This is a genomic window from Marisediminicola sp. LYQ134, from assembly GCF_046599635.1.
Taxonomy (GTDB): domain Bacteria; phylum Actinomycetota; class Actinomycetes; order Actinomycetales; family Microbacteriaceae; genus Marisediminicola.
Genome location: NZ_JBKIWP010000001.1, coordinates 484,930 through 498,190, shown reverse-complemented (window position 1 = coordinate 498,190; position 13,261 = coordinate 484,930). Strand labels below are relative to the sequence as shown.

The following is a 13,261-nucleotide window of genomic DNA, read 5'->3' as shown; positions in this document are numbered from 1 at the left end:
GGTTGGGCCGACCATGAAGACGATCATCTACTCCACGACCGGCGACTCGTCGGTGCTCCAGCTCGCCGACCGCGAGACTCCGACGCCCGGCGGGGGCGAAGTGCGCGTGCGCCTGAGCGTCTCGGGCGTCAACCCGACCGACTGGAAGAGTCGTCGCGGAGGCCGCGGTGAACTCCCCTTCGCCGAGGTGACCCCCAACCTCGACGGCGCGGGTGTCGTCGACGCCGTCGGACCCGATGTCATCGACTTCGCGGTGGGCGACCGCGTGTGGGTCTACCTCGCCGCCGACCAGCGTCCCTACGGCACCGCCGCCGAGTTCACGGTGCAGCCCGTGTCCCGCGTGGTCAAACTGCCCGACGGAGCGTCGTTCGACGTCGCGGCGAGTCTCGGTGTCCCCGCCATCACAGCGCACCGCGCGCTCACGGTGAGCGAGGACGGCCCGTCGCGGCTCTCCCCCGGCGCCCTCGCTGACACGATCGTCCTCGTCGCGGGTGGCGCGGGTGCCGTGGGTCATGCGGCCATCCAACTCGCGCGGTGGGCGGGTGCGACCGTCATCACGACCGTGAGCTCCGACGAGAAGGCGACCCTCGCGCGGTCGGCGGGTGCCCACCACGTCGTCAACTACCGCGACAGCGACGCCGTCGACCAGATCCGCGCGATCGCACCCGACGGGGTCGACCTCGTCGTCGAGGTCGCGGTCGTGCCCAACATCGGGCTCGACCTCGCCGTGTTGCGCACGCGCGGAACGCTCGCGATCTACGCGAACAACGGCGGGAGCGAGTTGACGGTCGACATCGGCCCGCTCATGGCGCAGAACGTGCGCGTGCAGTTCATCCTCGTCTACACCGTAGGCCAGGATGCCCTCGACGCCGCGACCGACGACATCACGGCGGCCCTCCGCGACGACGCCCTGCCTGTCGGAGTCGCGAGCGGCCTCCCCCTCACGAGGTTCGGCCTCGCCGACACCGCGGGAGCCCACGACGCGGTCGAGAACGACACCGTCGGCAAAGTGCTCATCGACATCGACATCGACATCGACTGACGACGGCGCACGAGCATCGACCGACGAGAGAAGCACGAGCGGAATCCTCCGCTCGTGCTTCTCTCGTTCTGACGGTCGGCGCGACTCGCCGTCGCGCTACCGGTCGTCGCATTACCGGTCGTCGCGAGTCTCCTCGTCGATCGTCCGAGGCTTGATGTACGGGTCTTCGTCGCCCGCGTAGCTCGCTTGCGCCTTCAGGCGCTCGACCTCGAGGTCGCGCTTGGTGGCCTCGGCGAGCAGTTCCTCGATGTGTTTCGCGTTCTCGGGCACCGCGTCGGCGATGAATTCGAGCGACGGCGTGAGCCTCGAGGTCAGGTTCTTGCCGACTTCGCTCCGCAGCATTCCCGTCGCCGACTTGAGGGCGGCAGCCGAGTCGGCGCGCTCCTCGTCGGATCCGTAGACCGTGTAGAAGACGCTCGCGTGCTGGAGGTCACCGGTCACTTTGACGTCGGTGATGGTCACGAATCCGAGTCGCGGGTCTTTGAGTCCGCGCTCGAGCTTCTTGGCGACGATGACCTTGATGGTGTCGGCCATCTTCCGTGCCCTGGTGGGGTCCACCATGTCAATACTCCTCATGTACGAGCACCGATGGCGCTCTGTATTCTCTGCTCCTCGCGGCGTCGAGCGTCGCGAGGCGGAGGCCGACGGAGGGGCCCCGAGAGTCGGGGTCTTGGGGGTCCCGTTCTCGGGGCCCCTCCGTCGGCCGGAGCCGGGGCACTAGACCCGCGGCTTCTCCTTCATTTCGATCGTCTCGATCTCGTCGCCGATCTGGATGTCGTTGAACTTGCCGAGGCCGATTCCGGCTTCGTAGTCCGTACGCACCTCGGTGACGTCGTCTTTGAACCGGCGGAGCGAGTCGATCGTGAGGTTGTCGCCGACGACGACTCCCTCGCGGATGACGCGCGCCTTGGCGTTCCTCGTGATGGTTCCCGAGCGCACGATGACTCCCGCGATGTTTCCGACCTTGGAGGAGCGGAAGATCTCGCGGATCTCGGCGACGCCCGACTGGACCTCTTCGAACTCCGGCTTGAGCATGCCCTTGAGGGAGTTCTCGATGTCTTCGAGTGCCGCGTAGATGACCGAGTAGAACCGCACGTCGACACCTTCGCGAGCAGCCCGCTCGCGAGCCTTCGTGTCGGGGCGCACGTTGAACCCGATGATGATCGCGTTGTCGACCGTTGCGAGGTTGACGTCGCTCTCGGTGACGGCTCCCACTCCGCGGTGGATGATGCGGAGCTGAACCGACTCGTCGACCTCGATCTTGAGCAGCGACTCTTCGAGTGCCTCGACGGCACCGGAGACGTCACCCTTGATGATGAGGTTGAGCGAGTCGACTTTGCCGTCTTCGAGGGCCTTGGTGAAGTCCTCGAGGCTGATGCGCTTGCGGCTGCGGGCCAGCAGAGCGTTGCGCTCCACGGCTTCGCGCTTTTCGGCGATCTGGCGGGCGGTGCGGTCGTCGTCGGTCACGAGGAACGTGTCGCCGGCGCGGGGAACCGACGTGAGTCCGAGCACCGCGACCGGGCGTGCCGGTGTCGCGAATTTCACGGTCTCGCCGTTCTCGTCGAACATCGCTCGAACGCGGCCGTAGGCCGTTCCGGCGACGATCGGGTCTCCGACCTCGAGGGTTCCCGACTGGATGAGCACCGTCGCGACGGCACCGCGGCCCTTGTCGAGCTTGGCCTCGATCGCGACACCGCGCGCATCCTTGTCGGGGTTGGCGCGCATGTCGAGTCCGGCGTCTGCGGTGAGCAGCACGGCGTCGAGAAGCTCGGGGATTCCGATCTTGTTGAGCGCCGAGACGTCGATGAACATCGTGTCTCCGCCGTACTCTTCGGCGACGAGTCCGAACTCGGTGAGCTGCTGACGCACCTTCGCGGGGTTCGCCCCCTCTTTGTCGACCTTGTTGACGGCGACGACGATGGGCACGTTGGCGGCTTGGGCGTGGTTGAGCGCCTCGACCGTCTGCGGCATGATCCCGTCGTCGGCCGCGACCACGAGGATCGCGATGTCGGTGACCTGTGCACCTCGGGCTCGCATGGCGGTGAACGCCTCGTGACCCGGGGTGTCGATGAAGGTGATCGGTCGCTCGATGCCTTCGTGCTCGGTGACGATCTGGTAGGCACCGATGTGCTGCGTGATACCGCCCGCTTCGCCGGCGACGACGTTCGCGTTGCGGATCGCGTCGAGCAGTCGGGTCTTTCCGTGGTCGACGTGACCCATGACGGTGACGACGGGGGGTCGCGCCTCGAGGAGGTCGTCGTCTTCGTCTTCGAGCTCCTGGTCGAGGTCGAGGTCGAAGCCCGCGAGGAGTTCGCGGTCTTCGTCTTCGGGCGAGACCATCTCGATCTTGAAGCCGAGCTCTTCTCCGAGGATGTCGAACGTCGCCTCGTCGAGCGACTCGGTCGCCGTGGCCATCTGTCCGAGGTGGAACAGCACGGTCACGAGGTTTCCGGGGCTCGTGTCGATCTTGTCGGCGAAGTCGGTGATCGACGCGCCTCGGCGCATACGCACGACAGTCTTGCCGTCGCCACGGGGAACACTCACGCCACCGAGCGACGGAGCTTCTCTGAGCTCGAATTCCGCTCTCTTCGTGCGCTTCGACTTGCGCGCCTTGCTCTTGCCGCCTCCGCGACCGAACGCACCGGCGGTTCCTCCACCGGGACCTCGGCCACGGCCGCCGCCGCCGCCGGGGCGGGGGGCACTGAAGCCTCCGCCCGGAGCGCCGCCGGGGCGTGCGAATCCTCCACCCGCGGGGCGTCCGGGACCGCCGGGGCGTCCTCCGGCCGCAGCGGGGCGCTGTCCGAAGCCGCCGGGGCGTGCTCCCTGTCCTGGTCCGCCCGGTCGCGGTGCGCCGGGGCGCGGTGCCGACGGGCGCGGGATTCCGCTGGGGCTCGGCGGACGCGTGTTCATGCCCTGCGCGCTCGCGTAGGGGTTGTTGCCCGGACGCGGTGCGCCGGGGCGCTGCATCCCCTGGGCACTCGCGAACGGGTTGTTGCCGGGGCGCGGGGCGCCGGGGCGCGGGATGGACGACGAGGCGTCTCCGCCGGTCGGTGACGCGGGAGCCGCTGCCTCGGCCGGGGCCTCGGGAGCCGCAGCGGGCGCGTCGGGCGTCGCCGCGGGAGCGGGTGTCTCGGCCTCGGGTGCTGCCGCGGGTGCGGGAGTGGGGGCGGGTGCCGGGCGGGGGGTCGGTGCCGCGGCCTTCGCCGGCGCTTCGGGCTTCTTCTCCGGAGCCGTGATGCCGTCGGCGGCGAGGGCCGCCCTCAGCTTGCGCGCGACGGGGGGTTCGATGCTCGACGACGGTCCTTTGACGAACTCGCCCATCTCCTTGAGCTTCTCTAGGGCCTTCTTGCTGTCAATACCGAGTTCGCTTGCGATCTCGTGTACGCGTGGTTTCGCCACAATTCTCCTGTCTGGGCCTTCTCCCGAACAGGAAGGAAGGCATTAGTCGAGTACGGGACTCATTTCGAGCCGCTCATTAGTCGTTGCTCATTAGTTGTTCACGGGGCTGTGCAGCCTGTTCTCTCGGGGATCCCCACGGGACCCTTGCGGATTGGTTGGTCAGACTCCGGCGCAACGTCGTGACGTGTGCCTCGATTCCCGGCACTCGCAGCGCTCTGCCGAAGGCTTTGCGCGAGAGGGCCGTGTCGAGGCATCCGTCCGTGCGATGCACCCACGCGCCTCGACCGGACAGCACCGCGGAAGGATCCGCGGTGAGTTCGCCATCGCACACGACGATCCTCAGAAGGGACGATCGGGGGGCACGTCGGCGACAGCCGAGACAGGTTCTAACTGGCTCCATCGTACACCTGCCTTTCGAGGATCAGCCGTCTCGCGGCTGGCGTGGTCGAGGCACCCGCTCCCGCGGGCATCGACGACGACCCTCCGGCTCAATCCTCCAAGACGGAATCGGGCTGGATGTCGATGCGTGCGCCCGTCAATTTGGCGGCGAGTCGCGCGTTCTGACCCTCTTTGCCGATCGCGAGCGACAGCTGGTAGTCGGGCACGAGCGCGCGCACGGCTTTCGTCGACTGGTCGATGACGAACGACGAGGTCACTTTCGCCGGCGAGAGGGCGTTCGCGACGAACGTCGCGAGGTTCTCGTTGTAGTCGACGATGTCGATCTTCTCGTTGTTGAGCTCGGCCGTCACCGCGCGCACGCGCTGGCCCATCTCACCGATGCACGCGCCCTTCGCGTTGATCCCGCTCTCATTGGCCTTGACCGCGATCTTGGTGCGGTGACCCGCTTCGCGAGCGAGTGAGACGATCTCGACGACGCCGCTCGCGATCTCGGGTACCTCGAGCGCGAAGAGTTTGCGCACGAGCGAGGGGTGCGTGCGCGAGACGGTGATCTGGGGTCCTTTGAGGCCCTTGCTCACGCTCGTCACGTAGACGCGGATGCGCGAACCGTGCGCGTAGTTCTCGCCGGGCACCTGCTCCTCGGGAGGGAGGATCGCCTCGATCGTTCCGAGGTCGACGTGGATCATCCGCGGGTTGGGGCCCTGCTGGATGACACCCGCGACGATGTCGCCCTCGCGCCCCTTGAACTGTCCGAGCACCCGGTCGTCGCCGATATCGCGGAGGCGCTGGTTGATGACCTGCTTCGCGGCGAATGCCGCGATCCGGCCGAAATCGCTCGGGCTGTCTTCGGCCTCGCCGACGACGAGTCCGTCGTCGTCGAGCTCCGGCACGAAGACCGACACGTGGCCGGTCTTGCGGTCGAGGTGCACTCGCGCGGTCGACTCGCCGATCTTCTCTTCGGGAGCGTCGGTGTGCTTGAGGTAGGCGGTGAGGATCGCTTGCTCGATGATGGCGACGAGCTCCTCGAACGGAATCTCACGCTCGCGCTCCAAGAGCCGCAATACGCTCAGATCGATCTCCACGGAGGGCCTCCACTATTCAGATTGGGAACTCCGCGACATACGTCGTCGAGCGGAGCCTGACCCCAAACTACCAGTAGCGAGCCGCCCCCTTCGGCTACCAGGGGCGTTCGACGAACCCCGGCGGCCCGCTTTGGCCGCGATCACGGTCGAGCTGTTCGCTTTTCTCCCGCGCCCCCTCGTCGTTGAGCTCCCCGAGCTCGTCGAGCTGCTCCTCGAGAGACGATTCGGGTTCATCGCCGGAGGGTTGCACCCTCTCGAGGCCCTCGGTCTTGGCCTCGAGCCGGCTGTCGGCGGCATCGAGTTCCTCCCCGGCTTCGCGCCCCTCCCGCTCATTCGGCGGGGCCTCGGGTGGGGTGCACTCCTCTCCCGCTTCGTCGATGACCGCTTGCGCGGCCTCGTAGAGCCTCTGTGCACCCGTGAGGAATCCCTGCTCCACGTAGGAGTCACCGAGCAGCTCCCACGAGAGCGAGAGGTTCACGGCGACGTCGCACCGCGTCGAATCGGGCGCGGTCGCGAATGCGCGCTCGAGGTCGTCGACCGCTTCGTTGAGCAGACCGCCTCTCGCGTATGCCGTGCCCCGGTCGAAATAGGCGATCCACGGTTCGAACGCGTTGCCGGTGAGGAGACCCTCCGACGTCGTCGCGCTCTCGTCGAACGCTCCACTGTCGTAGTGCTCGATGGCTCGGTCCGCCGTCGGGGCGAGCGTCGCGAGCTTGCCCGCGAGGATGAGAGCGGCGATCGCGACGGGAGCGAACCCGATGAGCAGCACGCGTCGGGTCACACGACGGCGCCGCTCCGACCGCACGCGGGGGTCGTCTGCACCCGCCGCAGCACGGTCGGTCTGCCCCTCGCGGGGTGTCGCGCTCGTCATCGTCGCCTCCCCTCACCGGGGCCGCGACGGCCGCCCGAGGGCCCCGCCGAGCTCGACGGGCGCGATGCGGCGCCGGCGGCGGAGAGCGGCGCCGACCGACGCAGCGCGAACCACGCGACGAGAGCCTCGCGGAGTGCGAGCGCCCCGAGCGGGACCGCGAGAATCCAGTAGAACTCGCGTGGCGCGGTGACGGCGCCGGGTGAGACGTTCAGGTCGCTCACGTCGATGCCCTCGACGACACTCGTCGCGGAACTCTCGACGTCGCGACGGGTGAGCGATACCCCGAGGTCGCTCGCGATCGTCTCGAGGGTCGCGGTGTCGACGCGAGACACCGCGTCCGCCCCCGTCGTCGGATCGACGATGTAGTCCGGCGCGCTCTCGTCGTCATCGGCCGAATAGCCGTCGAACACGCGCATCCGGCCCCCGTCTTCGCTGCCGTAGGCGAGCACGCCTCCGCCCGAGATGAACGGTTGCACGGGAGCGAAGCTCTCCGGCTCCCGATCGACGGTCTGCTCGCCGTCACCGAAGTAGAACAGCACGCGATCTCGCTCGGGCTGCTCCTCCGTCGCGTCCGCGAGGAGCTCGACGACCGTCTGCACGGGCTCGCTGATGCTGCTGCCGCTCGAGTAGTAGGTGATCTCCTGGGTCAGCACCGACGTCGCCGAGCGCACCGCCGAGACGTCGGAGGTGAGGGGCACCCGCTGGAGGGCGGTCGAATCCGACGTGACGATCGCGAATTGGGCGCCCGCGAGCGCGGTCGTGATGTCGTCGATGTCGCTCTTGACGAGATCGAGTCGCGTCGCGGGACGGCCGTCGATGTCGACCCCGAGGTCTTCGGCGGCCATGCTGCTCGTCGTGTCGACGACGAAGTAGACCTCGAGCCCGCCCGACGCCGCGGGCGCGCTCGTCGTGCCGGGGATCGCGGGGCGGAGCGCGATGACGGCGAGGAGCAGGATCATCCCGATGCGCGCCCACCACGACACGCGAACCGAGCGACGAGTCGCCGTGAGCAGACCCCGACCGGCGAGCACGAGCAGGGCGAGGCTCACGACGAGGAGCACCCCGAGGGGGACGAGAGGATCGATCGTCATCGGTCGACCCTCCACGCGAGGGCGAGCAGGGTGGCGAGAGCGAGGAAAGCGATCGTCGCCGGGATCTCGGGCCGATCGAACAGGAGCGTCTCCGGTGCCCCTCGGCTCGCGACCGCCTCCTCCGCACTGATGCTGTCGACGATCGTGGGCACCGCCGCGGGATCGTCGACGGCGAAGTACGAGCCTCCCGTCGCGAGCACGACCTCCTCGAACTCGATCGCGAACTCCTCGAGGTATCGACCGTCGTCTCCCCCACCGGGGTTGATCCCGTAGACCCGGATGTCGCGGCTCGTCGCGAGCTCGCCCGCGTCCGCGAGGGTGAACACCGGCTCACCGACCACGAGGTTGTCCGTCGCGAGGATCACGGAGCGGGATCTGTCAACCTCGGGAGTGTCGAAGCGCTGCGCACACGAGGCGAGTCCGTCACCGACGAGCGAGGAGCCGTCGCCGAAGAACGTGCCCGAGAAGTACTCGCCCTCGTCGGCGTCGAACTGCTCGGAGATGCGGTCGAACTGGCTCACGATGTAGTCGTAGTCGCTCGTGAGCGGGAAGTAGGTCACGGCCGAGGCATTGAAGACGACGAGGCTGATGCGTTCGCCGTCGAACTCGCGAGCCAGTTCGCCGAAGACCTCGACGAGTTGCCGGTCGTAGTCGATCATCGACCCCGACACGTCGAGGCACAGCACGATGTCGCGATTGCCCGTCTCCGGATACACGAGTGTCGGTGCTGCCGGCCGGGCGGCGAGGGCGCCGGCAGACAGCACGAGGACCGTCGCCGCGACGACGACGGCCGCGAGCACCGCGCGATAGCGGCGCACCGCGGATCGGTACTCGGGCAGCGCTGTGAGTCTCTCGACGTGGGCGATCGGTTTGGCCTCGGCGGGTCTCGACGACCGCCGGTTCCGTGCCACGACGAGTGCTGCGACGACGACCGCGACGATGGCGACGACCCACACGACGGGCATCCACGGGAGGATCAGTTCCACGGTTTCACCACCCGCCTGGCGTGCTCGGCCGCCTCGGCGACACTCCCGCCCTCGATCGCCGCGAACGCTCCGGGGTAGAGCCGCTCGACGGCGTCGCTCAGCTCCGGCGACTGCGCGTCACGCAGGTCGGCGAGGGTCATCGTCGGTGCGCGCATTCCCGTCGACTCGAACGCGAAGTAGCGCACGAGCAGGCTCAACCGCTGGTGCGCCGCGCGCGACGAGACGCGGCCGGCCCTGTGGTCCGCTTCGACCTCGGCGATGAGGTCACCGTACTTCTCACTGAGGGGGACGTCGGGCATGACGAACTCCGGAACAGCGGCATCGTCGTGCGCGCGCCGCGGAGCTCGTGTGAGCAGCGGCACGACGATGTAGAAGGCGATCACGAGCGCGACGAGGGTCGCCGCGAGCACCCCCCACCACGGCGAGAAGGTCACGGGAGGGAAGAATGTGCCCTCCGTCAGGCTCCCCGCTCGGAGCACGAGATCGACGTGATCACCGGCGAGCATGGCGGTGCACCTCCAGGAGCCGGAACAGGGCGGGAACGACATCCGCTTCGCTCTCGATCCTCGTGCGGCTGATGCCGAGTTCGCTCCAGAGCGCCCGGGCGCCGTTCTCCCGCTCGATCGTCGACGCGGCGAAACGCTCGCGCAGGCGACGATCGCCGCGCACCGACGCCGGCAGCTCGCCGAGCGCGTCGACGTCGACCACACTCGAGTCGAGCCAATCGGTGCGCATCGGATCGGCGTCGGCGATCGTGAGCCAGAGGATCTCGTGCTGCACGGCGAGGCGCCGCACCGTCGCGATCTCGACGGGCGTGAGCATCCGGTCGTCGGCGAGCACGACGAGCACCATGCGGCGACGGAACGAGCGGGCGACGAAAGCGAGCTGGCTCGCGAGGTCGCTCGCCCCCGAGTCGAGGGTCGTGCGCCGGTGGATGAGTTGCAGGACCCTCTCGAGGTGGGCGTCGGTCGATTCGGGTCGGCGATGCTCCGTGTGATCCGCGTCGCCCGCGACGACGCCGACGAGGTCACCGTGCCGCGTCGCGAGGTACCCGAGAACACCTGCCGCGAACACGGAGATGGCCCGCTTCGTCTCGCCGCTCGGAGCGAGCGCGGCCATCGACCGACCGGTGTCGGCGATGAGCATGAGGGTGTGCTTGCGACTCGCGATGTAGCGCCGCGTCATGGGCGCGCCCATGCGGGCCGTCGCCTTCCAGTCGATGTCTTTGACCTCGTCGCCCGGCACGTAGTGCCGCACGTCGTCGAAATCGATGCTGCGCCCGTGGAACACCGAGGTGTACTCGCCCTCGAGCAAGCCGCGCACACGACGGTGCGCGTGGATCGTCACGCGTGACTTGATCTTCTGGAGGAGCGCCGTCATGACGAGGTCGCGGCCGGGCGCCGCGTCACGGCGCCTGCACGGAGTCGAACACCGCGTCGATGATCGACTCGGGGCTCACGCCTCGCGCGATCGCCTCGAAGTTGAGGATGATCCGATGCCGCAGCACGGTGTGGCGGAGCGCCTTGACGTCGTCGGGCACGACGTGGTCCCGACCGTCGAGCAGGGCTCGCGCTCGAGCGGCACGGCTGAACGCGATGCTCGCGCGGGGGCTCGCCCCGAACTCGATGCACTCGGCGAACTCGGGCGCGATGTACTGCGCCGCGTGACGCGTGACGTAGACGGCCGAGACGATGTAGTTCACGATGGCGGGATCGAGGTAGACCGATCTGGTCGCGCGCTGGAGGAAGCGCACGTCATCGAGGCCGACCGTCGGAAGCGACGATTCGCTGTCGAACACGCCACTGTCGACGCGATCGACGATCTGCAGCTCTTCACCGAACTCGGGGTAGTCGAGCACCTCCTTGAGCAGGAACCGGTCGAGCTGGGCCTCGGGCAAGTGATAGGTGCCCTCCTGCTCGATGGGGTTCTGCGTCGCGAGCACGAGAAAGGGCTCGGGAAGCGGATGTACGACTCCCCCGATCGTCGTCTGCCGCTCTTGCATCGCCTCGAGCATCGCGCTCTGGGTCTTCGCGCTCGACCTGTTGATCTCGTCGAGGAGCACGAAGTTGGAGTGCACGGGCCCGAGCTGCGTCTCGAAGACCGACCTCGCGTAGTCGAAGACCTGCGTGCCGATGATGTCGCTCGGCAACAGGTCGGGCGTGCACTGGATCCGCTTGAACCGTGCCGTCACCGAGTGGGCGATCGATTCGGCCGCGGTCGTCTTGGCGAGCCCCGGAACACTCTCGAGAAGGATGTGGCCGCCCGTCATGAGCGCGATGAGCAGACTCGATCGCAACCCGCGTTGACCGACGACTTTCTCGTCGTACGACGCCGTGACGACCCGGAGGATCTCGGTCGCGCGCGCGAGATCCGCGGCGCTCAATCGGTCGGCGGACCCCGTCGCGGGCGATTCCGACCCGCGCGCCGGTGGTGCACCGACGTGCTCGGGCGAAGCGACGCGCTCGGGCGCGCCGCCCTGCTCGGGCGCGGCGGGCGGAGGGGCGAACGGGGATGCCTCGGGCTGGGGTGTCGACACGGTCTCTCCACGGTCAGGTCGGGTCGGGAGCAGATCTCCCGCCGACGTCAGTGAGCGGCGGTCACGAGATCGACGATCGCGTCGATCGATACGACCTGTCGTTCGCCGGAACGGCGATTCCACAGTTCCACGTCGCCGTCGACCGCCCCACGCCCCACGATAACAATCGTGGGCACGCCGAGAAGTTCGGCGTCGCCGAACTTCACGCCAGGCGAGACCTTGGGTCTGTCGTCGATGAGCACGTCGAGTCCGCGCTCTTCGAGCCCCGCCGTGATGGATTCGGCGATCTCGTGGATCGCGGCCTCCTTCGTCGCGGCGACCACGTGCACGTCGAACGGGCTCACGTTCGACGGCCAGATGAGGCCGCGCTCGTCGTTGTTCGACTCGGCGATGACCGCCATGATGCGCGTGACGCCGATTCCGTAGGACCCCATCGTGACGGTCGCGAGCTTGCCGTTCTCGTCGAGGACCTTGAGTCCGAGTGCTTCAGCGTATTTGCGCCCGAGCTGGAAGACGTGCCCGATCTCCATGCCGCGCGCGAGCTCGATCTCACCCGAGCCGTCGGGTGCGGGGTCGCCCGCGCGAACCTCGGCTGCCTCGACGACGCCGTCGGCGACGAAATCACGCCCCGCGACGAGGCCGAGCACGTGCTTCTCGTGGTCGTTGGCTCCCGTGACCCACTGGGTCCCGTCGACGACCCGCGGGTCGACGAAGAACCGGATGCCCGTGGCCGACCGCGGGGCCCCCTCGCTGTCTCCGCCGAGCACCGGGCCGAGAGGCGACCAGGGGCCGATGTATCCCTTGACGAGGAGAGGGTGACGGGCGAAGTCCTCGGCCGTCGCCTGCTCGACCTCGGCGGGGGCGAAGGCGACCTCGACGCGCTTGAGATCGACATCGCGATCGCCCGGGAGACCGATCGCGATGACCTCGCGGGAGCCGTCGAGGTGGGTGAGCGCGAGGACGACGTTCTTGAGGGTGTCGGCGCCCGTCCACTCGCGGCCGTCTGCGCGCGGGTGGCGGTCGTTCGCGAGCGCGACGAGGGTCGCGATGGTCGGGGTGTCAGGAGAGTCGAAGATCGTCGGTTCGGGCAGCGAGCCGAACTCGACCGCGTCGGGAACCGTGGTCGTGAACGCCTCGACGTTGGCCGCATAGCCGCCGTCGGTGCGCACGAAAGTGTCTTCGCCGATGGGGGTGGGGTGCAGGAACTCTTCGCTGCGCGAACCGCCCATCGCGCCGGCATCCGCCTTGACGATGACGTACTCGAGACCCAGGCGCTGGAAGATGCGCTCGTAGGCGTCGCGCTGCGCTTGATACGACACGTCGAGCCCCGCGTCGGTGTAGTCGAACGAGTAGGCGTCCTTCATCGAGAACTCACGCCCGCGGAGAAGACCCGCGCGCGGACGCGCCTCGTCGCGGTACTTGTCCTGGATCTGGAAGATCGTGAGCGGGAGGTCTTTGTAGGAGCCGTAGAGATCCTTCACGAGGAGCGTGAAGGCCTCCTCGTGCGTCGGCGCGAGGAGGTAGTCGGCCCCCTTGCGGTCTTTCAGGCGGAACAGCCCGTCGCCGTACTCGACCCAGCGGCCGGTGATCTCGTAGGGCTCGCGAGGCAACAGCGCGGGGAAGTGCACTTCTTGCGCCCCCGCGTTCTCCATCTCCTCGCGGATGATCGCCTCGATGCGCCTGCGCACGCGCAACCCGAGTGGCAACCACGCGAACACTCCCGGCGCTTGCCTGCGGATGTACCCCGCCCGCACGAGCAGACGGTGGCTGGTCACCTCGGCGTCGGAGGGATCCTCCCGGAGGGTACGGACGAACAAGCGGGAGAGTCGTGTGGGCACCCCGCTACTTTAGCCGC

At 68.3% G+C, this 13,261-nt stretch carries 12 protein-coding genes; 1 reads left to right on the top strand and 11 read right to left on the bottom strand.

Going from position 1 to position 13,261, the window contains the following annotated elements; all coding sequences use genetic code 11:
* Nucleotides 1-13 precede the first annotated feature (13 nt).
* A complete protein-coding gene (locus tag ACLHIH_RS02380; protein ID WP_411315112.1) occupies nt 14-1,042 on the top strand; it encodes an NADPH:quinone reductase in 1,029 nt (342 codons plus the stop codon).
* Between the two features lie 111 nt (nt 1,043-1,153).
* Here ACLHIH_RS02380 and rbfA read toward each other — a convergent pair whose 3' ends face one another.
* The 11 genes from rbfA to ACLHIH_RS02325 form a co-directional block, all read right to left on the bottom strand.
* Entirely contained in the window at nt 1,154-1,603 is a 450-nt protein-coding gene (gene rbfA / locus ACLHIH_RS02375; protein ID WP_411315111.1) for a 30S ribosome-binding factor RbfA, read from the bottom strand.
* A gap of 156 nt (nt 1,604-1,759) precedes the next feature.
* Nucleotides 1,760-4,441, bottom strand: coding sequence for a translation initiation factor IF-2 (gene infB, locus ACLHIH_RS02370; protein ID WP_411315110.1), 2,682 nt, complete (start codon nt 4,439-4,441; stop codon nt 1,760-1,762).
* Nucleotides 4,442-4,517: 76 nt separating this feature from the next.
* On the bottom strand, nt 4,518-4,841 hold the full coding sequence (locus tag ACLHIH_RS02365; protein WP_411315109.1) for a YlxR family protein: 324 nt from the start codon (nt 4,839-4,841) through the stop codon (nt 4,518-4,520).
* Nucleotides 4,842-4,929: 88 nt separating this feature from the next.
* Nucleotides 4,930-5,922: a transcription termination factor NusA gene (gene nusA, locus ACLHIH_RS02360; protein ID WP_411315108.1), complete on the bottom strand. Its 993-nt coding sequence runs from the start codon at nt 5,920-5,922 to the stop codon at nt 4,930-4,932.
* Nucleotides 5,923-6,016: 94 nt separating this feature from the next.
* Nucleotides 6,017-6,793, bottom strand: coding sequence for a hypothetical protein (locus ACLHIH_RS02355; RefSeq protein ID WP_411315107.1), 777 nt, complete (start codon nt 6,791-6,793; stop codon nt 6,017-6,019).
* Nucleotides 6,790-7,884 (bottom strand): vWA domain-containing protein, encoded by a 1,095-nt coding sequence (locus tag ACLHIH_RS02350; RefSeq protein ID WP_411315106.1) that lies wholly within the window; start codon nt 7,882-7,884, stop codon nt 6,790-6,792. The genes ACLHIH_RS02355 and ACLHIH_RS02350 overlap by 4 nt, the downstream gene beginning before the upstream one ends.
* Nucleotides 7,881-8,870, bottom strand: a complete 990-nt coding sequence (locus ACLHIH_RS02345; RefSeq protein WP_411315105.1) for a vWA domain-containing protein — start codon at nt 8,868-8,870, stop codon at nt 7,881-7,883. Before ACLHIH_RS02345 ends, ACLHIH_RS02350 begins: the two co-directional genes overlap by 4 nt.
* Complete coding sequence (locus ACLHIH_RS02340) at nt 8,861-9,376, bottom strand: hypothetical protein (protein WP_411315104.1); 516 nt, start codon at nt 9,374-9,376, stop codon at nt 8,861-8,863. Before ACLHIH_RS02340 ends, ACLHIH_RS02345 begins: the two co-directional genes overlap by 10 nt.
* On the bottom strand, nt 9,363-10,250 hold the full coding sequence (locus tag ACLHIH_RS02335; protein WP_411315103.1) for a DUF58 domain-containing protein: 888 nt from the start codon (nt 10,248-10,250) through the stop codon (nt 9,363-9,365). Before ACLHIH_RS02335 ends, ACLHIH_RS02340 begins: the two co-directional genes overlap by 14 nt.
* 25 nt (nt 10,251-10,275) lie before the next feature.
* A complete protein-coding gene (locus ACLHIH_RS02330) occupies nt 10,276-11,253 on the bottom strand; it encodes an AAA family ATPase (protein ID WP_411316290.1) in 978 nt (325 codons plus the stop codon).
* A 200-nt stretch (nt 11,254-11,453) separates the two neighbouring features.
* A complete protein-coding gene (locus ACLHIH_RS02325; protein ID WP_411315102.1) occupies nt 11,454-13,244 on the bottom strand; it encodes a proline--tRNA ligase in 1,791 nt (596 codons plus the stop codon).
* Nucleotides 13,245-13,261: the final 17 nt, after the last annotated feature.